The following is a 23,001-nucleotide window of genomic DNA, read 5'->3' on the forward strand; positions in this document are numbered from 1 at the left end:
CAGATCCCCGACAACTCCTACGAAGTCGGGGATCTCTGTTCTTATCAGTGATTAACGATCAACAATTAATTTGGTATGAATTCCTAGATAAGAGTGGCTGCCAATTCTCACCTCTAAATTTGAGGCTCTGTCGAAATAGACGATAGTCGCGGTAATCATCGCGAGTCCGAGGAGAATGACGCTAATATCATTTTTTTCCATGGTAGTATGCCTTCATTGCTGATACCTTCAACAATAGACGGCTGACTCTATCCGGAGAAAATACAAAGGGCAAGTTGCTGAATTGACTAGGGGATAAGGGTTTCACTTAACCAAGATTGGGGAACGGTTCGCCTTGGGGAGTGGACAATTTCTCAGCTAGCACGGCTCAGGGATATAGGAGATGGGGAAGATGAGGGCGGGTTTAGTCAAGTTATTGGTTTGTGGCAAAATGTTATCTGTAAAACCCGCCCCTACACGCTTGGATGAGGGATATAGCGCTTTCCCAGCCTGTGAGGTACACCTAAATGTAGGGGGCAATGTAGGGGCGCAAAGCTTGCGCCCTTAACGATGTATCGCATCAAACCGGAAATTGCTATATAGGAGATGGGGAAGATGAGGGCGGGTTTAGTTAAGTTATTGGTTTGTGGCAAAATGTTATCTGTAAAACCCGCCCCTACACGCCTATTCCTGGTTTCAATGTAAATCTTCCTCCCAAATCCCGATATAGATTCGTCCCTCTTGTTGGCGTTCAATCACGCCTTCGAGATAGTCTAGCTGAAAGGAAAACTGCCGAGATTGACGTTGCCACACTTGTTCTAATCCCTGTTGGATTTGCTGGTTCAGCTTGCACCCTAACATTCCATTCAATGTCAACAGTGCTGTCTGGGAATCAACTTCAGCCGTAAAGGAGGCTTCGGTTTGTCGAATTCGTAGAGAATTTCGGTCAAACAGAAAACCTAAGCTAATCTGATCCGGTATTAATTCATAGAATACAGCACGAGTATTGGGCCAATAACCGCGTGCGGTTCCGGTGGGAGCGCCTAATAAACGCATCACATCTTCTTTGGTAATTCCTGGCTGAAAGGCGGGAATGCCAACGCCTGTCGGGACTTCTCGACATCGATTTTCAATCATGTCCCCTAGAGGAGGTGGAAAGACGTTGATGGATTCTAAGGGGAATGTAGAGGGTTTTGAGGCAAGTAGTAAACTCAGTTGTAACCGCGTCAGTGGTGAGAAAAATTGAGCGGATAGCACGATGGAAAAAATCTCGGCTATCAGAAAATTTGTAATGATGACTATTCCCATGACTATTTTCTTAAGATTTATAGAGGTATGTATAGCACCGGAGATAATCTGTTTATGCTACCTAATTTAGGGTAATTAAAACGTTTTAATAGGATTAGATTTATACTCAAAAATGACGCAATTTTTAGGACTATCAAAACATTACGCCTTAAATAATTCGGTTAGAAAACTGTCGCTCGTTTTTTACGAGTAAATCATTTTTCTGGTCATCCCGCCATCAATGATAAAATTCGCACCCGTCACAAATATCTGGACTGAGGCTAATGGCAAGGGCATGAGTTTTTGAATAAATTGAATTGAACCAAGGGGTTGAAACTCGGCGGCTGTAGCTGTTCCGGCTTCTGGATCAATTTCTGCGATCGCGACGTTCATTCCCTGTTCTAGGAAGGCTTTCGCGATCGCGAAAGCCAATCCCTTGTCCGCCTCCGGTAACAATGGCGACTTTCCTGTGCCAGCTCATCGGTTATTATCCCCTAATCGTTAGGATTGAGCCGCCCGTTGTTGTTTAAGATAGGCAAACACTGACTTATCGCCAATGTCAGGGGGAATCGGCTGCATTGCCTTACGCACAGCAAAGACTAAAAATAGAACTGTCCAAAGTCCTAAAAGCACCTGTTCCCCCGTTGCGGGTAACATATTAACTAAATGTCCCAGTAATAAGACGGGTACTAGGGGAGTCAGAAGTTTAGTTTCAAAGCGGTTAAAACAAAAGGCTTCTTTAAAGTAAATCCCGGTTAACGCCACAAACACAAAGCCAATCCCGAACAGGGTAACGGGTTGGTTATACACGAAAAGGGCGAGGGGTTCGCTAGTCTGGATGGCGAACACACCAGCCGCAATCGTGCCAATTCCCCAAAACAGTTGTAGGAGACGGTGTAGGGGGGCTAAATAGATATGAATCGTTGCCAAACTCACGCCTAACGCTATACAGAACAAGCCATATAGGGGCGTGAGGGCGGTTAAAATGGTGGGATTATCCGGTTGCCACAAGACCAACCCACTAGCGATCGCAAAACTCAATGCCGCAATTATCAGGCTACTGCGGTATACAATAACCCCGACGCGATCGCTGTCGGTAATCGTAAATTCGCCAAATTGACCCTGGTACACCTCAGAGTCCCATTGTTGCTGTAATACCATGTTTATCTCATCTCCTCTCAATACCACGAGGTAACTGGGAAAGCCCTGACTGTAGAGACGTTGCATGCAACGTCTCTACAGTCTCCCAGCCAATGCCCTCTGTCTTTATATAATTTAGCCTTTCATTTCAGTGGTGACAGCCACGTCTACCCTATTTCCTAACTCTAACTGCAACTCAGATTGAGCGCTACCGCAATTCACCGCAATTTCAACCCAACCGTGACTCCCAATTAAGGCGATGAGTTCTCCTAAAGGGCGATCGCTATAGGTTTGATTCGTGGGGATCTGGCGCTGATTTATCGTGACTGACCAAGTTTTTCCCGTCACGTCAGAGGCGGGAATGTTGGTGATTAGGTTACCGAAATGGTCAATATACTGGATAGAACCCGTGATCCCCGTCGCGGTTTTGGTCAATTCTGGAATCGGCAATTGTACCAGAGTGCTGGGTTCGATCACCGATCCCAACTCTGCTAAGGGAACACCACTGGCAAGATGTGCGCCGACGGGGGCAAATATATCTCGACCATGGAATGTTTGACTAGGGGTGGGGGTGCGCCAGAATTCTGGGTTAGTGAGTTCAACGGCAAAAACAATCGTACTTTGGGTTAAAATACCGCTAAACAATCCATTATCGGGTCCAACCAAGAAACCGTCATCCGCTTGTAGCGCGATCGCACGGCGCTGACTACCGACACCGGGATCAACCACAGCGATATGGATGGTGCGATCGGGAAAATAGGGATAGGCGTTCATCAGGTTAAATCGGGCGGCGGCGATGTTTTGCCGAGGAATCTCGTGGGTAAGATCGATGATGGTGAGGGCGGGGTTAATTTGGGCGATGACGCCTTTCATGACTCCCACGTAGACATCGTTAATTCCAAAGTCGCTTAATAGGGTGATGATTGGGGTTTGAGACATGATGAATCTAAATGAATGAAGTTAACTGGGCGGTTGAAACCACAGCTACACAAACGAAACCCGCCTGCGCGGGTTTACGCACCCTAGTTTTTCTCTCTTTCCTTTGATCAATAATCAGTTTCAGTACCACTTAAGGATCTCTCCATTTCAGATCATCGCCCTCAAGATGATAATCCTGTAAACCAAGACGCGCATCCTGCAACCAGTTTTTATTCTGCTTGCGATCGCCTTGAGTCATGATATTTCTATTTGCTGCTTGGGAAGAGGGTGTTAGGTTTCGCTTTCATCAACCCAACCTACAACCTTTCTGATTCAATGATATGGATAAAACTCCTATCTTGCAGCACTGGTAATAAATCCTCACTTACTACGAACGGTTTTGTTCGTGTAGCTGAGGTTTCTAACCGCCCAGCTAAATTGTTGTGGGGAATTTTTTATTATCACAATCCTCATCAACGGAATGCGATCGCGAAGACAGCGCAACTACGAACCTTCGCTAACTTACTTTTGCTGTTTCACGTACAGACTCAATAAAATGAATGATCTCTTGAATAAACGGCGCTTGGCGTAAAATCTCAGCACCTTCATCTTTCAATTGTGCAATAATCTGTAACTGATTTTGAACTTTTTTTGACTGAGAAAGCAATTGCTCTAAAGCTCTTTTAGGTTGAAAACTTGCCAAATTCAGTACATCTTGAGGAGGAGTGTATCCGAGTAAACGTGAAAGCAAAGTAACATCTTGAAAAAAAAAGTTTCAATTTCCGGAACAGCAGTAATCACTTTGACAGGTGTATTTACCGCTATACGTTTAACTATTTGCTCAATATTTTCAATGCGCTCTTGAATAAACTCAGGGTCTACTGAATTTGCATCAACGACAATAATGACTGGTACTTGCCTACGGACGAGCAGAGAACGAGCAAGTGACTTAACAGCATATAGCCCACCAGCCTCAACAACTTCCACATTATTAAGACATTTTTCTGGCAGCACAGTTTTCAGTAATTGTTTATCTAACGATCCTTCAGTCAAAATATAACCAATCATGGGATGTCTCTCTCTCTAATGTCGTAATCTGGAAATCCATTTTCTACACAAACACGATATTTCAGTGTTAATAGTTTGCAAATGGCTCGTATAACCAGATACTCAAAGGCTTTGCCCTGCTCCCATCCTGGTGTGTTACGTTTCTCGATGTTGTCCCATAGCGCTCGTAATCCATCCCATTGCAGCGATGCTATTATACTTTCGTATTGTTCTGATGTAGCCAATTATAGTCCTCCCACTATAGGCTTTTAAAGTTATCTGTAAGTCTATCAGATTCAAAAATATAAGTCAGGGCGCACCGACGTGCGCCCCTACATAATGAATTATGCCATGATCATTCGTATCAGTGCGATCTAGCCGACGAAAACAGCGCAACTACGAACCTTCCGCCATCACCATCCCTATCAGTGCGATCGCAGGAGCATTATAATCAATCGCATATTCGTTCGTGGCATAAGATCGCTGATCATCCACATAACTTAGCGGACCCAATCCTTTCGGGGCAATTCCATCCTGGGCTTCTGTATTCGCCCCCCCTACCATTAACCCGGGAATTACCGTTTTTTTCGCGACAGCGACTCGGTGATGCACATTGCGGACTGAATTTGACCCCACAGCCGTAACAAAGGATAGATTAAAATGATTGCGTCCTAACAAATAATCTAACTGATCCACCGCCGCCTGATAATACGCTTTATCCCCGGTTAGTTTATAGGCATAAAACAAGGTAATTCCTTCCTCCGCTACCATCTTATTCGACGCCCAAATAAACTTATCCAGTGCCAAGCGATAGCCACTGCGATTCACCGTATCCAGTAAACGATCTGCCCGTTCTAATAACTTCTGCTTCATTTGCGCCTTCAGATTTTCTGAACCTTGCTGACGCGGTTGCAACAGATAATCTGCCATCCCTAAAGCCGAGGGATCTTTCCATTCAAATAGAGTATAAGACAAGTCAGGAAGCTCTTGTTCTAAATACTCCGCAAAACTTGCATCCCCAGTCGTAATCAACAATTCCGCCGCCGCCCAAAAACGGTCATCCTTATCCGTTGTTAACGACGCTTCCGTATCCCACTCCCCAGCCAGATATTTCCCCGAGCCACTATCATCCCCCTCAACCCAATCCACACGCATTGAGGGTTCATTTTGCAAAAATTCCCAGGCTTTTCGCGCCGCTTTTAAATAATTCTTCGCCAACAACACATCATAGTCTGAATATACTCGCGCCGCCATAGCTAACGCTGCGGCAAACTTCGCTGTTTCTGGTGTGGAAATTCCATAAATATAACGCGGTTGGATATCCTCATTCGGTAGAATCATGGGGGGCCATTCTTTCCCCGAAAGCTTACGATAAACCGCACCATCGCGCCGTTGCATCGTCAGCATCCAATCCAATCCCACCTTCATTTCATCCAGCAAATCGGGTCTGCCATTTCCACTTTCAGGAATCATCAATTGGCGGTCAGAAAATAATGACGGATATTGCTCATATAAACTTAATAAACGACCCACAGTTACCGCCGTGGGTCCCACATATTTACCAAAATCGCCCGCATCATGCCAACCCCCTTGGGCACGTTTCATTTCACCCGCCCGATGCATGTCATCGGTATGGGCAAAGGTGCCATCATTTAAATGGCAAGGAGAATGACCAATCCCATTAATAGAATCTCGTATTGCTACCCCGCAGCGTTGTAAATAGTAGGAACGTAGCATTTTGTTGAAAGCATCTTGATAAATAGCCTGACCAATCTCAAAGGGATAGGACTGAATTTCTCCAATTTTCAGAAAATAGCGTCCGGGGCGGTTGAATGGGGTGAAATCAATCCATTGGATACTATCTTGACTGGCTGTATCTTGTATCGGTGCTGACAACTCAGTCTCGAAAACCGGGCGGTTATTTCGGACGTTAATTAATTGGACGGGATTGGTGGTAGAAGAATTATAATTGAGTAAAAAGGCTAACTTAGGACGGGTTGGTGAATATCCGACTTGATTAATCAAAAGTTTACTTGGGTTATCTGGGTTTATCGTTTGCGCTTGTCCTTTAGCCCAAAATCCATACACCATCGATATTGCCCAACCGAGGAAGAAACGTCTATCGATTTTCATGAGATTATTCGATCCTATTCATTTACAGATTTTAATCTGTAGACGCACCTTTAATTCCTAAAAAATTAATCACCTAAAGGTTTGAGGAGAGGGCGACCCGGATTCTCTTGCTTCCCTCTTGCTCCCCTCTCCCAAGCTTGGGAGAGGGGCTGGGGGTGAGGGCTGGCTTGGGAGAGGGGCTGGGGGTGAGGGCTGGCTTGGGAGAGGGGCTGGGGGTGAGGGCTGTAGCGTCACAGATAGTGGTGCAACGGTAAAGCTAGCGTGTGCGATCGCGCAAGACCCAAACGCCTATCATCATGATTTGGCGAATTTTGTCAATTTAGCGACAAAACTTAATAGAGTTACCCTCTACATTCTGAGAATATTGCCGCCAGGTCTAAACCATCGCTGGGGCTTTCTGTTGCCGACGCTGCTTAGGAACCATTCGCAGGTTGCCAGGAGGCGCGATCGTTAAACCGCGACGCATCGGCTTCACCGGACGATTATCAGTTAATGCCAGTTCAAACTGTGACAAAATAGTCGCCAGCACCAGCTTCATTTCCAACAGTGCCAATGCTGAACCAATACAGCGACGGTTCCCGCCACCAAAGGGTAAATATTCGTAAGGGGAATATTGCCGTTCTAGAAAACGTTCCGGTTTAAACTGCTTTGGTTCTGGATAGAGATCGTCCCGATGATGAACTAAATAAATAGAAGGCATCAACGCTGTACCCGCTTCAAATTGATACCCTATGATTTCTATGGGTGATTTTGGAATCCGAATAAAGGTACTCGGAGCAATGGGATAAATTCGCAGGGTTTCTTGACAGACGGCTGTCAGGTAAGGAAGCCGGGAAATTGCCATCGGATCGCCCTCTGCATCCAAGGTTTCTAATTCCTCAAGCAGCTTTTGACGCACATCTGGTAGATAATGAATCCAATACAACGCCCAAACCAGTGCAGACGCCGTAGTTTCATGACCGGCAATCAGAAGTGTCATTAACTGATCATGTAATTCCTCATCCGTCATCGGCTCACCTGCTTCATCTCGCGCCGATAGGAGTAAGGTTAAAATGTCGGTTCGTGACTCATCCCCTTGCTCCCGACGTTCGCGAATTTCATCAAAAATCAACTGTTTGATCTGCTGCTTTAACTGCAAAAAACGCCCCCAGGGACTCCACGCACCCCAATCCTGTCGCAACCAAGGGAAAAACAGCAGAGTGGAACTCAGGGGAGAGTCAAAGGATGCCAGAAGGGTACTCAGCAGATGTCTCAGTTTGATGTAACGTTCTCCGTGATCCAAGCCAAACACGGCTTGTAAAATCACCCGCAGGGTAATCTCTTGCGTATAGGTACGGATGATCAACGGTTGACCCACTGTCCATTCGGCTGTTACCGTTTCCGTAATATCACAAATAAGCTGACCATACTCTCGCAAGCGATCGCCATGAAAGGGAGGCATCAGCAGGCGGCGTTGGCGCTGATGGGGTTCACCATCTAACATCAGCAGTGAGTTATCCCCTAGTAAATAGCGCAAAACCCCATTTCCTCGACCCGATTCAAATAACTCTGGATCAGCCGTAAAAATCTCTTTAATCGCCTGGGGATTACTCACATAAACAAAGGGAGGAGCGTTATCCCCGCCAATTTTGATCATATCTCCATACCGTTGAGCATAATTCTCTAGGTAGTCCAAGGGGCGAAAAATCAGCTTGATGATCCGGAAAATTCTCAGAAATCGTGGTGTGCGCGGACCGGTTAGTGGTTTCATAGAGTCTTGCTGATAGCGGCTACTCTTTTTATCTTGCCTAATTTTTCCCGATACGTTGCTCTAAAATCATCAAATTAAGTTATTCTACTTATATCTTAGGCAACCGCTAGGACAAGTAAAGAGCGGCACCAATGACTCAAACTGTTCAGGCTTCCACTATCCAAATCGATGAATTAGAATCGAGTTTTGGTTTACAAGAAATCGTCGATGATCAATTTTTTCGAGAATGGCAAGATAACTTACCAGAGATTGGCGCATGGAAAAAAGAATCATTAGATAGATTGAAAGCCGGGTATCTGAATTTACTCAAGAAACCTCCATTCGCCGAAAATGCGATCAGGATGGCGGTTCTTCATCCCTTGCTATTCATCGCTGGATTTTATCTATCACCGTTTACCGTCAAACCGGAAAAATCAATCACCATTGCTTTAAACGATGAAGATGGCTTAATTATCGAAGGACGCATTGATGTTTTAGTTTTAAAAGAGCAGTTTTGGTTAATGGTAATTGAAACGAAACGGGCAGGAATTAGTTTAGAAGCGGGAATGGCTCAACTATTGGCTTATATGCTAGGAACACCTAATCTAGAAAAAGCGGAGGAATTTGCCGCTTGTGTCGGATCTGATACACCAATGCTATCTGATTATGCTGTGAGTCGTGCAGGTATTTATGAGGATCATCCCTAGTTGTGATATATCTTGTAGATACAAACATCCTGCTACGCTTTGCTGACCGCAATCATTCTCTACACTCTGTTGTGCCAAACGCTCTAACCGACCAAAATTAGTCAGATGAATAAACATATAACTATATCACGTATTCCACTATCAATTGCGTTATTTTATATATAAATATCTTAATAAGATTAGTTTTAATATAAGAGAAAAAAATATATAAATGCTAGACGTTGTGAATTGGCAATGCTAAGCTTAACCAAAGGTTAAGGATTGGTAACAAAAATAAGTTACTATCAGCTTTTTGAACAAAAATTACTAATATAACGTGATTTCTTAAGGAGTAGCTTAATCAGTAATTCTATCTATTAACGGTAAGTAAAATATACATTTTTTGCCGTTTTTTTTACTATTGCCTAAGAAAAAACGTCTGATAAATTACCTGTTTTCAGGTAGGTATAGGAGTATTTTTTTTATAATCAGGTATTCTTTCGCTGATTGCACTCTAACTATTTAATTCGATTTAATTTATGTTTTAACAGTAGGACAACAACCGTAATATCCATTATGATTATCCTATGAATGAAGCAGATTTTCAGATTGGCTCTCGTTTTACTAAACTTACAGTTGTTAATATTATCTCCAATATTATTGTTCCTTTAGTCGGGTTAGTTGATTTAGCGTTCTTAGGGCATTTAACCGATATTCGCTATCTAGCGGGAGTCGCTATTGCGGTCATTCTCTTCGATTACCTTTACCGCACTTGTAAGTTTTTACGCATGGCAACGACGGGTTCAACAGCTCAGGCTGTGGGACGTTCAGACAACGAGGCTGTGTTATTAATCTTGTTGCGAAACGGTTTAGTCGCACTCATAGTTGCGGCAATTATTCTACTCTTACATTACCCCATTAGAGAACTCGGCTTTACCCTACTCAGTGCTGCACCAGAAGTAAAAGCCGCTGCGAGAGACTATTACAATACCCGAATTTGGGCAGCACCCGCCGCGTTATCTAATCTCGTGCTATTGGGTTGGTTTTTAGGGCAATCTCAGAGTAATAAAGTGTTAGCTCTATCCATCATTAGCAATGGCACTAATATTGTCTTAGATTACTTATTTATTGTCCAGTGGGGATGGAATAGTGCGGGTGCGGGTGCGGCAACTGCAATTAGTCAATATGTGATGTTGGTTTTAGCGCTAATAATGATAGCTGGAGACGGTTATTTGCCAAAACTACCAGCCGTAGCCGGACAAATTCTTGACCCCGTGGCGCTAAAAGCCACATTTCAGATGAATTTTGATGTGTTGATCCGTTCCCTGGGAACGATTACAACCTTTGCTATCTTTGCAAGCTTGAGTGGTTTCCTAGGAACCGTCGTTTTAGCGGGCAACAGTTTAATGGTGGAAGTGGTCAATCTCGCCGTATTTTTAATTGAGGGTTCAGCATTTGCGACGGAAACCTTAGCCGGAAATTTCCACGGTGAGGGGTGTCATGAGAAGTTGCTTCCCCTACTGCGCTTGTCTGGAGGAACGAGCCTAAGCTTAGGATTAGCTCTGGCATTGGTGTTTATTTCATTTCCCGAAAAAATGTTCGGCTTATTAACGGATCATTTAGAAGTGATTGACCAAATTAATGACTATGTTTTATGGCTATTGCCTGTGTTAGTTATGGTGGGATTCGTGTATATGTTAGAGGGATATTTTTTGGGATTAACTCAAATGTTTGTCCTGCGAAATGGAATCCTCGCCGCGTTCTTTATCGGATTTGTTCCTTTAGTGATTGCAGCGTGGCAGTTCCAGAATGTTCATCTATTGTGGTTGGGGTTATTAGTGTTTATGGTAATCAGAGCGATTACATTGGCTCTCTACGTACCGTCAACGCTAAAACCGGATGAGGGTTTGGAGTTAAATCTAGGTACAAGAGTCGGTTGAATCAAAAACAACTCAGGATGGAATTAGCGCCCGTGTAATTGTCATCTAAAAAATTTATCACTATTCACGTTTAGAAGAGATTTAAATGACGAAAGAAATTAACTATCACATGTCCCCGGAAGAATTTCGTCGTCGGGGATATCAAACAATTGATTGGATCGCTAACTACATGGAGACTGTAGAGGATTTACCCGTTCTGTCTCAAGTTAAACCCGGAGAGATTAGAGGCAATTTGCCCGATGCGGCTCCCCAAACCGGTGAATCCTATGATGCGATTTTAAACGATATTAATCGGATTATTGTGCCGGGATTAACGCACTGGCAATCACCTAACTTTTTTGCCTTTTTTCCAGCAGGTGCTTCTGCTCCCTCAATTTTAGGAGAATTAATGAGTGCGGGTATGGGGGTGTTAGGATTTTTGTGGGCAACCTCTCCCGCTTGTACGGAGCTAGAAACCCATGTACTCGACTGGCTGGTTGATATGTTGGGATTACCCTCCCACTTTAAATCCTCAGAAACTGGAGGAGGTGTACTGCAAGACTCAGCCTGTAGTGCGGCTGTGGTTTCTCTGATCGCCGCCAGAGAACAAGCTCAAGCTGATATTAATCGGTTGGTAGCATACACGTCAAAAGAGGCGCACTGTTCCATTGAAAGAGCCGCAAAAATTGTTGGATTGCGCCCAGAAAACGTGCGTTTAATTGAGGTGGATGAGTATTATGCGATGTGTCCAGAAGCACTCCAACAGTGTATTGAAGCCGATATCCAAGCTGGTTTGATTCCCTGTTACTTAGCCGCAACCGTGGGAACCACCTCCTCCAACGGAATTGACCCGATCGCACAGTTAGGAGCGATCGCCCAGGAGTATCGCCTCTGGTTCCATGTAGATGCAGCCATGAGTGGTACCGCTGCTTTATGTCCAGAGTTTCGCTGGATTCACCAAGGATTAGAACAAGCTGATAGCTATTGCTTCAATCCCCATAAATGGATGATGACAAACTTTGACTGTAATTGCTTCTATGTCAAACATCGAGAAAAATTAGTTCATGCCCTCTCAATCATGCCAGACTACCTGAAAAATGAAGCCACAGAATCTGGACAGGTGATTGACTATCGAGACTGGCAGATTCCCCTCGCTCGCCGTTTCAAAAGCCTTAAGCTGTGGTTTGTGATTCGCCATTATGGGATTGAAGGCTTACAACATTATATTCGCAAACATGTTGCTTTAGCTCAAGAATTTGCCCAATGGGTTAACTCTGATCCACGCTTTGAGTTAGTCGTCGAACCTCCCCTGAATTTAGTTTGCTTTCGACTCAAGGGTGGCGACTCCGTGAATAATGCACTCATCCAACATCTGGATGCGTCCGGAAAACTCTACTTAAGCCCAACCCGACTCAATCATAAATTAACCTTACGTTTGTCAATTGGGCAAGCCCAAACCGATCGCAATCATGTTAAGCAGGCTTGGCAATTAATCTGCCATTATGCTAATGTATTAATCCCACAACCTAGCACAAATTTTATTGAAGTAAAACTCGCGAACCATTTACGATAAAAATATCAACATTACGATCAAATATCTTGACACTTTAGCTACCATCTGAAAACAGAATCAACAACCATCATTACAAATACACACCATGATTCAATTAAAACCGCTAACCGTTGGACCCATTCTCGGACATGTGACGGACCAAAGCGCCCGTATATTTGGACGGGCTGAATATCTGCCATCACCTCATGCATTACCCCCAGAGTGGGGTGTACAAACCCATCAACTGTTTCAACCCTGTTTTGGTGTCGCTCGTATCCGTGCCGTGGGAGAGTCGGAGTTTCAGCCGCCCCAATTCTTTAAAATGAATCCAAATTTTGATATGTCTGGGGTGATCACGTTTACCGGACTCAAACCAGAAACTGACTATGAGTATCAAATGGGTTGGTTTGTCTGTGAAGATGAACCCGATTCCAAACTAAAAATAGACTGGTCAAAAGCCAATCAACAACGCTTTAAATCCGGCAGTAATGATTCCCAGCGTCCTCGTTCCTTTGTCTATGGAGCCTGCCGTTATATGCAGCGACTAGCGCCCGGAGTGTGGCGATATCTTGAGGACGGAGAGCAAACCTTTGCGGCAATTAATCAACAAATTGAGCAAGGAATTGCCACGGATGCATTTCTTTTAGTGGGGGACCAAATTTATTCTGACGATAACTTCGAGGAAGTTGCTGATGCTGACTTAACCGTTGAGCGATATTTTGACCGCTATCGAACCACCTTTTCACAACCCAACGTCCGCCAACTGATGGCACAAGTCCCCACCTACATGACCCTGGATGACCATGATATCCTAGACAATTGGCCCGGTAATGCTGGGGACAAAGAATGGCAACTGGTTTATCCAGCCGCGCTTCAAGCCTATGAAACCTACCAAATGAGCCATGGTCCTTTATTCCCTGCACTCGAGGAGGATGAACGAGAACGGTATAGTGGCTACTGGGGGAATTGCCGCCTGTGGTACACCTTTCAGGATGGCTGCTGTGACTTTTTCGCCCTGGACTGTCGCACAGAACGGCAGTTAGGTGATACGAAAGAAACCCGTGCCATGCTAGGCGAGACACAACTGGAGGCTTTAAAAGCCTGGTTATGTGATGGTTCAGGTCGGGTTAAATGTGTGATGACGTCCGTTCCCTTTTTTCCAGATAAGTTGTCTGGAGAGGGACTCGATTCAGACAAATGGGGTGGCTTCCTGAAGCAACGTACAGAACTGCTCGATTTAATTTTCGACCATGATATCAAACGGGTCGTCTTTTTAGCCGGAGATGTCGCCTGTGGCATGAGTGCTGAACTACGGTGTCAGGAAAAGCCTGATTTTAAAATAATTTCGGTTATTTCTTCAGGTCTGGCTTGGCCCCTAATTCACAGGAAGGCGAAGCACTTCCAGATGGAGGGTAAATTGGTCACGCTTTCAACTAACCGCTACGAGTTAGCCGAAGCTGGTCCAGTGGTTTCCGTTGATCTGTTCACACGAGTCACCGTTGATTTAGATGGATTGACGGTGGAGATATTTTCCAGCAAAGGAAAATTGATGACTAAAAAAGTCCATAAGTTTTAATTAGAAAATAGGGAATGGGCAATAGAAGAATTGCCTATTCCCTTCTTACTAAAGATAGTCCACTTGAAGTTGTTCAGCTAAGGTTTGGCTTTCCATCAAATCAGGCGGTTCAAGTCCCACACGACTACATTTGATTGAGGCTGTAGCTGTCGCAAACCGTGCCATCCTCTCCAGATTCCACCCCTTAAGATAGCCATAGATAAAACCGGCTGAGAACGTAGCACCTGCACCAAATGAATCAATTGCCTGAATTGAGGGAGCATGAACCCGAATCGCCTGTTGCTCCTGTACAACCAAGCATCCTTCTCCGGCTAAAGTGATCAGCGCTGTTTTTACGCCCGCATCCAACAAGGTTTGGGCTGCCGCTAAAGGCGATTGATCACCCCGTTGTGCAGAATCTGTAATGGCTTGACACATCGTCGCCCGTCCCGCATATCGGGCTAAAATATCGGGATCTTCGTGCAAATGTTCCAGGTTTAAAAAGACAGGAATATTGAGTTTAATGGCTTCATCCATAGGACAGAGAATATGATCTTCGTCATACCAATCGACATACAGGAGACGGCTTCCATTTAACAGAGATAAATCAGCCGTATCTAACGTCGCTAATACTCTTTTATCTGGTTGCCAAAAGTAAGTACGACCCCCCATAGCATCTGAAATTAAGACCACCAGTGTGGTTGGCAGTTGCGAATCGAAGCGCACTTCACCCAAAACCCCACTAGACTTCAGGTGTTCTGCCAGCCATCGTCCTCGATAGTCTTCCCCCAAGGCTGAACCAATCAAACCACTGCGAATATCCCACCCGCGCAACATAGTGGCAATCATGGCGGCATCTTGTCCCACACTGTCTCGTTGTTCCTTAAACAGACCACCAAAATTTCGTTCGGGCCACTCATCAATTACGAGTAACTCCATCGCCATGAGCGAACCAAAACAAACAACTTCTGCTGTGGTTGGACGTTTAATATTAGGTTGGGGATATTTTTCTGTTGTCACTTTTGTAGTTTCTAATTTAATTCGATACTATCAGATAGTAGGGGTGTCCCTCCGTGATCCAAGCCAAACACGGCTTGTAATACTTTATCTATTCTTTATTTCAACGTTTTTGGTAAAGGCGATCGCGTCCCGGTTTCATACCCTTGCTTTTCAATCAAACGCTCCAACTCTTCCACCCGTTTTTTAGGTGCGGGATGGGTTGACAGGAAGGCAAAATTGGCTCCTGATTTCTCACTCATTCGCTCAAAAAAGTCTGTAGCTCCGGCGACATGACCGTAAGTGTCATATAATAACATTAAGCCAAAGGCATCGGCTTCCTTTTCCTGAGACTGAGAATACTGCGATCGCGCAATGGCTTCCACCGCCCCCGAAGCCGCTGATTGTAAGGCTCCCGCATCTCCGAGAAAATAGGCTAAAGCTACCCGTACCACCAACACTCGTCCCAAACCCCGCAAGTGATCTCGGTGAGCAAAATGACCCAACTCATGGGCTAAAACCATCATCAATTCATTCTCAGACTCCGCTTGTTGCAGTAAACCCTGATAAATAACAATAGCATCTCCCGGTAACGCGATCGCATTCACCGTAGACTCTGGCAAATACAGCACCTGATAATCCCGCGCTTTTTGTTGTTCAGGAGGAAGTTCCTCTTCCAAACGATCTAATAATTGGTTCAGGGTATCTTGAGTTGGGGAAGGTTTAGCTTGTTTCTCATAAACTGGCACAATTACCGCCCCCAATTTTTGCTCCACACTCGGCGGAATCATCCCAATTAAACCATTCACCAACAGATTCAACAGCCAGATAACCGCCACAATAAAGCCGATAAATAGCCCCAATAAAATTAGGAGTTGGCGATTACTCGGCGGCGGATTGCGATTTGTTGGAGCATTGGACATAGAAAATTCGTTCGTAGTGAGCGCTTTAGCGCCGTTCTGTAGTAAGCGCTAAAGCGCTCTAACAATGATCAATTTTCTTGAAATCGTCCCAATTCTTACCGTAGTCAAGCACGGGATATTCAATCCATGAATCTCTCAACCAATGGCGTCCGAAATTTGCCAGATACCAATGAACGCTACTTTCACACCAATCATAAGGAGATTGGCTCCAGCCATGTTTCACTGGATTGTAATGGATATAGTTTAAAGTAGCAAAATAATGTCGTTCTGAGCGAATAGCGCGATCGCTATAACGATACCACACCTTACGACTGGTGATATTATCGTCCCGATTCCATTGATAAGATGTACGACCATGTACTAAGCGAAATAAGCGACTCAACTCATTAAAATTAGTCAGATGTACCAGGAGATGATAGTGATTTGGCAGAACAACCCAGGCGCGGATTTCCATCCCAGCAGTTACAAACGCATCAAATAGCAAATTGAGTAACTGTTGGCGGCGATATTCATCCTTAACGTGGCACTTGTGTTCATAACAAGCTGCTGTTAACAGATAAACTTCCTTGTCAGTCACAACATGGGGAGGCGCGTGAGATGGATAACCACGAGACAAACGTTGCTGAACCAATTCAGCTCGTTGTGCAGGACTTAGTCGGCGATATTCATACATAATAGTCAGACTCGTATGTACGTAGTTGGCACTTTAGTGCCTAGAAGCGCTAAAGCGCTCACTACAAGCTATTTGTACGTAGTCGGCACTTTAGTGCCTAGAAGCGCTAAAGCGCTCACTACAAGCTATTTGTACGTAGTTGGCACTTTAGTGCCTAGAAGCGCTAAAGCGCTCACTACAAGCTATTTGTACGTAGTTGGCACTTTAGTGCCTAGAAGCGCTAAAGCGCTCACTACAAGCTATTTGTACGTAGTCGGCACTTTAGTGCCTCAAAGCGCTAAAGCGCTTACTACAAGCTATTTGTACGTAGTTGGTACTTTAGTGCCTCAAAGCGCTAAAGCGCTTACTACAAGCTATTTGTACGTAGTTGGTACTTTAGTGCCTCAAAGCGCTAAAGCGCTTACTACAAGCTATTTGTACGTAGTTGGCACTTTAGTGCCTCAAAGCGCTAAAGCGCTTACTACAAGCTATTTGTACGTAGTTGGCACTTTAGTGCCTCAAAGCGCTAAAGCGCTTACTACATACTAATTGCTCTTCGTCGGGCGGAAGGGATTTAAGAAATTAATTAAACTATACAGTTCTCTCGACTGAACCCATAACCGCCCTTCTCCATTAAACCGACAAACCAATCCTTCACCTCCCAAAATTCCCGTTCTTAATCCACGAAACGATAAACCGCCCAGCATTTCTACGTTATAATTCAACGTATCTTCAAATGCCACAATGTAACTGGTATCCACCACATAATCCCCAGCCACGGGAATTTCCACAATTGCGCCATAAGAACTAAACCAAATATCCCCTATCCCAGTTGCCCGAATTAAAAACAAGGACTCGCCACTAAAGAAGCCTTTAAACCCTTGAAACTTAGTATCTATTTCTACCGTAGGACTAGCGGCGACAAATCCAGAGGATTGAATCATTAAGGCATTCCCTTGCAAGTAATAATGACAAATATCTCCCGGTACTCCAGGCGAAACATACAACTCTCCTGATTTGCCTTCAGCGGTAAACTCACTGATGAAAAAGGACTCACCACTTACCATTCGCCCCAGTCCTTTCATCAAGCCACCCTTAGCCCTAGACTTCATCTTAATACAGGTATCCATAGCCGCCATGGCACCGGATTCAACTAAAACCGTTTCATTAGTTTTCAAGTGAATCACCAAAGACGCATAAGACGGTGAATGCTCTATTTTATAAGAAATTCGCTGACTCATGATGATTTATCCTTTATTTATTTTTCCCACCATTTAAGTCCACTTCCTAGGAAGGGACGAAACTCAACCTAAAGCCGCTCATTGCGGCGGTAGTTTAGAACCAACCTGAGAACCAAACGCACCAGGATTGTGAGTTTGGCAATAGACATTTCCTTGTCCTTTAAATCGACAAACCAGCCCTTCTCCGCCCAAAAAGGCACTTAGCCAACTCGATCCGGCTTTGGTAATATCAAAATTCAGACTTTTTTCAAAGGCGACAATATGACCCGTGTCCACAATATATTCCCCATTGACAGGTATTTTATAAATTCCGCCAAATGAGGTTAACAAGACAACCCCATAACCGCTAAGACTCAACCAAAAAATGGATTCACCCGAAAACAGAGATTTAAACCCTTGAAAGCCGAGATCAATATCAACTCCTGACTCACTCGCTAGATAGGATGTCGCCTGAACTACTAACTCTTGACCCTTCATTTCATAGGTTAGGAGATCACCCATAAGTTTAGGCGCGAGAAACACTTCACCCCCTGATATCGGTGAACGGAACACACTTAAAAATAGCGATTCCCCCGCCACCATCCGTTTGAGTCCGCCCAAAATACCGCCACCCTTCCCCTGGCGCAATGTGGTACTGGCATTAATGGAACCATTCATGGCAATCATACAGCCAGCTTGCGCCACTAACTCTTCATTAGCGTCCAGAACAACACGCGCGATCGCACTATCGGGTTGATGCAACAGTTCAATATTCATTATGAAAAAATTTGGAGTGTTATATTAACGCAATTTTGGTTGTAAATAGCTGACTAAACCACTAATACTGCGAGACTGGAGGTAAATTTCTCCTGTACCCGTGAGTCGATTAATGAATCCTTCACCAGAAGTCATTGAACCCAATAAACCCCCGGCTAAACCAACATTCATCTGAATCGTCGGTTCATAGGCGACTAAATGACCCGTATCGACAACAAAGTCACCATTAACCCGCTTTTTCGTCAATCCACCATAAGCACCAAAAAATACCTTACCCTGACCCCTAACTTGGAGTTTGAACAATCCTTCTCCAGAAAACCAACTCTTCACACCCGCCCACCGCACCCCCAGTTTGACGCCAGGGGTATGGCAAATATAAGCACCGGGTTGAAAACAGAGGGAATTTTCGCGCAAGTCCACACCAACAATGTCGCCAATGGTGGACTGGGTAAGAACCAGAGTTAAGGGTTGTTGCGTTTTATTATGAAATGTATTAACAAATAATGATTCTCCGCCAAAGAACTTTTTGAGTAAGCCTGGGATAAAGCCACCCGAAAACTCCGTCTTCACGGTGAGTTTACCATCCATACTGGTCATCGCACCTGCTTCTGCCGTGATTCTGTCACCGGGATTGAGTGTCAGGAAAATAGCGGCAAAGGCTGGCTTGTAGCGAATTTCATAGTCCACTGCCAAATCTCCTACAACATAGAGATATTATTCAGTTTGACAGTTATGGTGCCAATGTCCAGATTTCTTAAAAAAAATAAACCCTGGTTAAAAAAATATAATAAGGCAGAGGGCAGAAGGTTCCACAGAAAAAGTACCCAAGGGATAAAGAGGGTAACAAAAGCGGACTTGGTATCCTCCCTGACGAAGACGGAGGATATCCGTTAAACCTTTGACCAAAAGGTAATTGGGGAAACGCTACTGACAGGCGTATAAATTAACGAGACTGGCGTTTGCACGGGTGTGGGTTCTTGAGGGATGGCTGTAGGTTTGAACAAGAACCAAGCCGCAATTAAACCTAACACACCAACGATGGCGATGATTGCACCGATTAAAATCATGGGTGACTTCTGGCGTCCTGATCCAGTGATTTGGCGCTGTAATCCCAGTAAATCCAGCCATTCCTGTATGGTTTGAGGGCGTTCATCAACCTGTAATGCCATCCCAATCAGAATCACTTCATTAGTGCGATCGCTAATTTGTTCGTTAATCTGTTTTGGTGGAATTAATCGCGCTTTCGACATACAGCGATCCATTGCCTTGGGCGGAATTTCTCCTGTGACTAAAAAGTATAGCGTTGCCGCTAATGAATAAACATCCGTATAAGCTCCTAGGGGAGTCTCTACATCATAAAGCTCTAGGGCATCAAACCCATCGGCTGTAAGGGTATCAACTGTTGTTGACGCATCCTCACATCCTCGCGCTAACCCAAAATCAATTAACACGGCTTCTTGTTTATCGGTTCGTAATCGAATATTACTGGGTTTGACATCTCGATGGATTAACCCCGCCTCGTGAATCACTTTCAGCGCTTCGCCAATTTGTTGAATATAAAGCAGCGCTTCTGACTCGGGTAAACCCTTTTGGGCGTGGCTGGCTAAATCGACACCATCCAGATACTCCATGACAATGCCAACCTGATGTCCTTCCACCAATGGTTCTATAACTTGCACCAGATGAGGATGTCGGCATTTTACTAGCTTTACCGCTTCGCACAAAAAGGTTTCCTGAATTTGATCGACTTCCGGTTGGTTGAAGTCGTGGATTAGCTGATCACTCAGGGTTTTGACCACCCATTGATTTTTCTTGCGATCGCTCGCCAGATAGGTGACACTAAATTGTCCGCGTTTTAATTCTTTTTCCAGAATATAGTTGTTGCCGTGCAACTTCTGTCCAGAAGACCAAGTCATTGCTCAAAATTGGTGAAACATATCATTGATTTTGGCATAGTCTGAAGAGAATGTGCTATCCGCTAAATTTTACAATAACTGAGGGGATCGACGGGCGGCAATATGACTCATTAATTTATTACTCGGAGAATAATCCCCCTATTTTGTTTTGAGATTGGCAGCGCGATCGCTCTTGTCCCAATCGTCCTAGTTTGACCGACTCACCCTCGCTTATTTAACCACATATAAACGCAATTTTTTTTCGGGCTTCGACATCAAATTTTAATCCCAATTCCATGTCACTGCTTGTCTGTACTGACTCCTGATCAGTATCATCAACCTGAATACTTTTAATCGTTGCCAATTGACAGTAGGCTTCGCCCATCAGAAAAACACTTGTTCCAACTGATAAAGTTGTTTCCTCTACCTTAGCGACTGCCGCTTTTGATTTCTTAAACCACTCCGTAATTTGACCAATTTCTTGAGCCTGACCTGTTGATGTTTGCTGCTTAATGATTTGATAAGTCACCAACTCAGCTAGCGCTTGACACAACGCTTCAACAAAATCACATAATTCTAAAAGTTCATTTGCACTTAATATAGTATTTATAAAAGCACCGTATGCGGCATCATTTCTATAGTCAATCAGTTCATTGAGTTCTCCCTCTGCTGTATTTTCACTTCCTCGAACTTCTTCAACAAAATATTTAATTTTTCTATGTTTTTCAACCCAAGCCCAAGCATTTAGAATACCAGCATCAGCGAATAATTTTTCTAAGGTGTCTTTGCGTAAGTTCTGCTCATGCAGTAGAAATGCATCCGGCAGGAGTTCATACTTTTCTCCAGTACCACTAGCTCCATAAAATAATCCTCTAATAACCTCTTCAACAGAAAGATGTCCAAATCTATTCTTTGTTATATCCAACAGTAACCGAGCTACACCTATTCGATGTGTATTACAAATTCTATCTCCCAAATCTGCATAAACTGGAAATAAATCTGGCAGAAGTTGTATCCATTCTCGAATTAAGTCTTCAACAAAACGTTCATAAATAGCGTATAACCGTGTTACTACAGCACAGTGATCGTAAATTCGCCAATCCTTTGGTTCGGGAGCATCCTGTGTTAGTTGGTCAATGATAGAGTCTGCTTGCGTTCCCCATTCTTGTGTGATTATACTCTTATCTCCAAAAGCAGCTCTTATAAGTTTTTCGTTAACTTTAATAATAGAACGGACAGTAGAAATATTTCTCTGTATTGTCTTCAGAAGCTCCTGAAAAATCATGACTTACTCGTTGATGACTTGAGCAAGCATATCATCGAATAGTCCGAGTCGTTTCTGAATATCCGCTTTCGTTTTTCCTCCACCTGTTAAAAGTCTATTTTTGTCTTCTTCAAAGAGTTTTTTGGTTGCTTCAATTACTTTTTGTTTCCGAGCAATTAAAATATTCTCACTATCTAAATGATTGCTAAACCCTACCATGACTGCTTCGTAATAAGTTTTATATGCCTGATCTTTAAAATTAATGTTTCTTGGTTCAAAGGGTTTAGGATTAAATAAATCTTCTCCATATATTCGATAGACAATATTGATTGTTTTCAAGAATATTTTACTTAATACAGCAATATCTTTTCCAGAAAAACTCAAACTTTTAATCATATATTTGTCCAGAAACTCTTCTAGTTTTCCATGGAATTTATGAGCGTGTATCAGGGCAAAAAAACGAAGAACAAGTTCCACATCTTCCATTTTTTTATATAAACTATTTTTCGACTTTGCGTCATGGTCGTTAATAGGGATTCCCCAAGCTTTTGCAAATATGGGATTTTGAGCTAGTTCAAGTAATAGTTTGTTAAAATCTCCGTAATATAAGCAGTTTCGCACCTCTTGGCGACTTAGATCTACTCCTCCGGTATTCAGGCGTTCAAAGGCAAGCTGTTTTAAATAAAGTGCTTCTTCCTGATTAGGTGCTGACTCTGTGATCAGCACTATAGAAGAAATAGAGCGACGATCAATCCCTGCCTTAATTTTTTTGGGAAGTTGATTATAAGTGCGTCCTTCCAGTTCGGGCCAAAGTTCTAAATCTGTCAATTCTAGTTTGTTGTCGTAAAAATCTTGAATGGTAGTGATTCTCTGTTGACCATCCATGACTTCATAAGAGTTATATTCCTTTTCATACAGAATAATGGGCGGAACAGGAATGTTGATCAGAAATGACTCAATTAGGCGCGATTGCATTTTTTTATTCCAACGAGGTCTACGTTGGAAAAATGGTCTAATCTCCATATAGCCAGGTTTTTTGAGCGCATCGGCAAAACTGGGCAGCTTCTCACGATTCATTTCTGTGAGTATTCTTTTTTCTCGTTTCTCATACTTGGCATTAATCTCATCATCAGACATTTTCTTGGGATCTTTCTCTGGGGGAGTTTCCCACATTGTTTTTTCGGCTGGCGCAAGTGGCATTAGCGATAGACTCCAAAATGGCGTTTATTATCAATTATAGAGATACTGAAGACTAGGGGGCTGCAATGTCCAGTGCCAAGCTAGTGGTGGTGTGTTAGCGGAGCGTAACTTCTAAGGTTAAATCTTAGT

General features: G+C 43.8%; 22 protein-coding genes. 4 read left to right on the forward strand and 18 right to left on the reverse strand.

Annotated elements, in window-relative coordinates; all coding sequences use genetic code 11:
* Positions 1 to 51: 51 nt before the first annotated feature.
* The 9 genes from RIB93_RS08950 to RIB93_RS08990 form a co-directional block, all read right to left on the reverse strand.
* Positions 52 to 201 carry a hypothetical protein gene (locus tag RIB93_RS08950; protein WP_446372343.1) on the reverse strand — a complete coding sequence of 50 codons (150 nt, stop codon included), beginning with the start codon at positions 199 to 201 and terminating at the stop codon, positions 52 to 54.
* 474 nt (positions 202 to 675) lie between these two features.
* Entirely contained in the window at positions 676 to 1,287 is a 612-nt protein-coding gene (locus RIB93_RS08955) for a hypothetical protein (protein WP_446372345.1), read from the reverse strand.
* A 183-nt stretch (positions 1,288 to 1,470) separates the two neighbouring features.
* Positions 1,471 to 1,659, reverse strand: coding sequence for a hypothetical protein (locus tag RIB93_RS08960; RefSeq protein WP_446372347.1), 189 nt, complete (start codon positions 1,657 to 1,659; stop codon positions 1,471 to 1,473).
* A 108-nt stretch (positions 1,660 to 1,767) separates the two neighbouring features.
* A complete protein-coding gene (locus RIB93_RS08965) occupies positions 1,768 to 2,427 on the reverse strand; it encodes a DUF2301 domain-containing membrane protein (protein ID WP_446372399.1) in 660 nt (219 codons plus the stop codon).
* Between the two features lie 114 nt (positions 2,428 to 2,541).
* A complete protein-coding gene (locus tag RIB93_RS08970) occupies positions 2,542 to 3,345 on the reverse strand; it encodes an SAM hydrolase/SAM-dependent halogenase family protein (RefSeq protein WP_446372349.1) in 804 nt (267 codons plus the stop codon).
* Positions 3,346 to 3,841: 496 nt separating this feature from the next.
* Entirely contained in the window at positions 3,842 to 4,027 is a 186-nt protein-coding gene (locus RIB93_RS08975; protein ID WP_446372351.1) for a hypothetical protein, read from the reverse strand.
* Positions 4,028 to 4,029: 2 nt separating this feature from the next.
* The gene (locus RIB93_RS08980; RefSeq protein ID WP_446372353.1) at positions 4,030 to 4,392 is read right to left on the reverse strand and encodes a hypothetical protein; all 363 of its coding nucleotides are present in this window, start codon (positions 4,390 to 4,392) and stop codon (positions 4,030 to 4,032) included.
* Between the two features lie 375 nt (positions 4,393 to 4,767).
* Positions 4,768 to 6,504 (reverse strand): glycoside hydrolase family 9 protein, encoded by a 1,737-nt coding sequence (locus tag RIB93_RS08985; protein WP_446372355.1) that lies wholly within the window; start codon positions 6,502 to 6,504, stop codon positions 4,768 to 4,770.
* Positions 6,505 to 6,880: 376 nt separating this feature from the next.
* Complete coding sequence (locus tag RIB93_RS08990; RefSeq protein ID WP_446372357.1) at positions 6,881 to 8,254, reverse strand: cytochrome P450; 1,374 nt, start codon at positions 8,252 to 8,254, stop codon at positions 6,881 to 6,883.
* A 131-nt stretch (positions 8,255 to 8,385) separates the two neighbouring features.
* Between RIB93_RS08990 and RIB93_RS08995 the strand changes: the two genes are divergently transcribed.
* The 4 genes from RIB93_RS08995 (at position 8,386) to RIB93_RS09010 (ending at position 13,966) form a co-directional block, all read left to right on the forward strand.
* A complete protein-coding gene (locus RIB93_RS08995) occupies positions 8,386 to 8,940 on the forward strand; it encodes a restriction endonuclease subunit R (protein WP_446372359.1) in 555 nt (184 codons plus the stop codon).
* Between the two features lie 566 nt (positions 8,941 to 9,506).
* The gene (gntT, locus tag RIB93_RS09000; RefSeq protein WP_446372361.1) at positions 9,507 to 10,859 is read left to right on the forward strand and encodes a guanitoxin biosynthesis MATE family efflux transporter GntT; all 1,353 of its coding nucleotides are present in this window, start codon (positions 9,507 to 9,509) and stop codon (positions 10,857 to 10,859) included.
* 85 nt (positions 10,860 to 10,944) lie between these two features.
* Positions 10,945 to 12,411 (forward strand): pyridoxal-dependent decarboxylase, encoded by a 1,467-nt coding sequence (locus RIB93_RS09005; protein ID WP_446372363.1) that lies wholly within the window; start codon positions 10,945 to 10,947, stop codon positions 12,409 to 12,411.
* An 85-nt stretch (positions 12,412 to 12,496) separates the two neighbouring features.
* Entirely contained in the window at positions 12,497 to 13,966 is a 1,470-nt protein-coding gene (locus RIB93_RS09010; protein WP_446372365.1) for an alkaline phosphatase D family protein, read from the forward strand.
* 48 nt (positions 13,967 to 14,014) lie between these two features.
* Here the strand turns inward: RIB93_RS09010 and RIB93_RS09015 are convergent, their stop codons facing one another.
* The 9 genes from RIB93_RS09015 to RIB93_RS09055 form a co-directional block, all read right to left on the reverse strand.
* Positions 14,015 to 14,965 (reverse strand): carbohydrate kinase family protein, encoded by a 951-nt coding sequence (locus tag RIB93_RS09015; protein ID WP_446372367.1) that lies wholly within the window; start codon positions 14,963 to 14,965, stop codon positions 14,015 to 14,017.
* A 95-nt stretch (positions 14,966 to 15,060) separates the two neighbouring features.
* Positions 15,061 to 15,864 (reverse strand): M48 family metallopeptidase, encoded by an 804-nt coding sequence (locus RIB93_RS09020; protein ID WP_446372369.1) that lies wholly within the window; start codon positions 15,862 to 15,864, stop codon positions 15,061 to 15,063.
* A 58-nt stretch (positions 15,865 to 15,922) separates the two neighbouring features.
* On the reverse strand, positions 15,923 to 16,537 hold the full coding sequence (locus tag RIB93_RS09025; protein WP_446372371.1) for an REP-associated tyrosine transposase: 615 nt from the start codon (positions 16,535 to 16,537) through the stop codon (positions 15,923 to 15,925).
* Between the two features lie 524 nt (positions 16,538 to 17,061).
* Positions 17,062 to 17,757 carry a TIGR00266 family protein gene (locus RIB93_RS09030; protein WP_446372373.1) on the reverse strand — a complete coding sequence of 232 codons (696 nt, stop codon included), beginning with the start codon at positions 17,755 to 17,757 and terminating at the stop codon, positions 17,062 to 17,064.
* 78 nt (positions 17,758 to 17,835) lie between these two features.
* Entirely contained in the window at positions 17,836 to 18,513 is a 678-nt protein-coding gene (locus tag RIB93_RS09035) for a TIGR00266 family protein (RefSeq protein ID WP_446372375.1), read from the reverse strand.
* Positions 18,514 to 18,537: 24 nt separating this feature from the next.
* Complete coding sequence (locus tag RIB93_RS09040) at positions 18,538 to 19,200, reverse strand: TIGR00266 family protein (protein WP_446372377.1); 663 nt, start codon at positions 19,198 to 19,200, stop codon at positions 18,538 to 18,540.
* Between the two features lie 203 nt (positions 19,201 to 19,403).
* Positions 19,404 to 20,429 (reverse strand): serine/threonine protein kinase, encoded by a 1,026-nt coding sequence (locus tag RIB93_RS09045; protein ID WP_446372379.1) that lies wholly within the window; start codon positions 20,427 to 20,429, stop codon positions 19,404 to 19,406.
* A 214-nt stretch (positions 20,430 to 20,643) separates the two neighbouring features.
* Positions 20,644 to 21,693 carry an MAE_28990/MAE_18760 family HEPN-like nuclease gene (locus tag RIB93_RS09050; protein ID WP_446372381.1) on the reverse strand — a complete coding sequence of 350 codons (1,050 nt, stop codon included), beginning with the start codon at positions 21,691 to 21,693 and terminating at the stop codon, positions 20,644 to 20,646.
* Positions 21,694 to 21,696: 3 nt separating this feature from the next.
* On the reverse strand, positions 21,697 to 22,872 hold the full coding sequence (locus tag RIB93_RS09055; protein ID WP_446372383.1) for a DUF262 domain-containing protein: 1,176 nt from the start codon (positions 22,870 to 22,872) through the stop codon (positions 21,697 to 21,699).
* Positions 22,873 to 23,001 lie beyond the last annotated feature (129 nt).

The sequence above is a fragment of the Coleofasciculus sp. D1-CHI-01 genome (assembly GCF_040218875.1).
Taxonomy (GTDB): domain Bacteria; phylum Cyanobacteriota; class Cyanobacteriia; order Cyanobacteriales; family Coleofasciculaceae; genus Coleofasciculus.

Bases quoted from the DNA above. Each gene is read 5' to 3' on its own strand.
- RIB93_RS08980 (WP_446372353.1), bottom strand. From the start codon at position 4,392: ATGATTGGTTATATTTTGACTGAAGGATCGTTAGATAAACAATTACTG.
- RIB93_RS09020 (WP_446372369.1), bottom strand. From the start codon at position 15,864: ATGTCCAATGCTCCAACAAATCGCAATCCGCCGCCGAGTAATCGCCAA.
- RIB93_RS08985 (WP_446372355.1), bottom strand. From the start codon at position 6,504: ATGAAAATCGATAGACGTTTCTTCCTCGGTTGGGCAATATCGATGGTG.
- RIB93_RS09045 (WP_446372379.1), bottom strand. From the start codon at position 20,429: ATGACTTGGTCTTCTGGACAGAAGTTGCACGGCAACAACTATATTCTG.
- RIB93_RS08955 (WP_446372345.1), bottom strand. From the start codon at position 1,287: ATGGGAATAGTCATCATTACAAATTTTCTGATAGCCGAGATTTTTTCC.
- RIB93_RS09010 (WP_446372365.1), top strand. From the start codon at position 12,497: ATGATTCAATTAAAACCGCTAACCGTTGGACCCATTCTCGGACATGTG.
- gntT (WP_446372361.1), top strand. From the start codon at position 9,507: ATGAATGAAGCAGATTTTCAGATTGGCTCTCGTTTTACTAAACTTACA.
- RIB93_RS08995 (WP_446372359.1), top strand. From the start codon at position 8,386: ATGACTCAAACTGTTCAGGCTTCCACTATCCAAATCGATGAATTAGAA.
- RIB93_RS08965 (WP_446372399.1), bottom strand. From the start codon at position 2,427: ATGGTATTACAGCAACAATGGGACTCTGAGGTGTACCAGGGTCAATTT.
- RIB93_RS09035 (WP_446372375.1), bottom strand. From the start codon at position 18,513: ATGAATATTGAACTGTTGCATCAACCCGATAGTGCGATCGCGCGTGTT.
- RIB93_RS09055 (WP_446372383.1), bottom strand. From the start codon at position 22,872: ATGCCACTTGCGCCAGCCGAAAAAACAATGTGGGAAACTCCCCCAGAG.
- RIB93_RS08970 (WP_446372349.1), bottom strand. From the start codon at position 3,345: ATGTCTCAAACCCCAATCATCACCCTATTAAGCGACTTTGGAATTAAC.
- RIB93_RS09025 (WP_446372371.1), bottom strand. From the start codon at position 16,537: ATGTATGAATATCGCCGACTAAGTCCTGCACAACGAGCTGAATTGGTT.
- RIB93_RS08990 (WP_446372357.1), bottom strand. From the start codon at position 8,254: ATGAAACCACTAACCGGTCCGCGCACACCACGATTTCTGAGAATTTTC.
- RIB93_RS09005 (WP_446372363.1), top strand. From the start codon at position 10,945: ATGACGAAAGAAATTAACTATCACATGTCCCCGGAAGAATTTCGTCGT.
- RIB93_RS09030 (WP_446372373.1), bottom strand. From the start codon at position 17,757: ATGAGTCAGCGAATTTCTTATAAAATAGAGCATTCACCGTCTTATGCG.
- RIB93_RS08960 (WP_446372347.1), bottom strand. From the start codon at position 1,659: ATGAACGTCGCGATCGCAGAAATTGATCCAGAAGCCGGAACAGCTACA.
- RIB93_RS09050 (WP_446372381.1), bottom strand. From the start codon at position 21,693: ATGATTTTTCAGGAGCTTCTGAAGACAATACAGAGAAATATTTCTACT.
- RIB93_RS08950 (WP_446372343.1), bottom strand. From the start codon at position 201: ATGGAAAAAAATGATATTAGCGTCATTCTCCTCGGACTCGCGATGATT.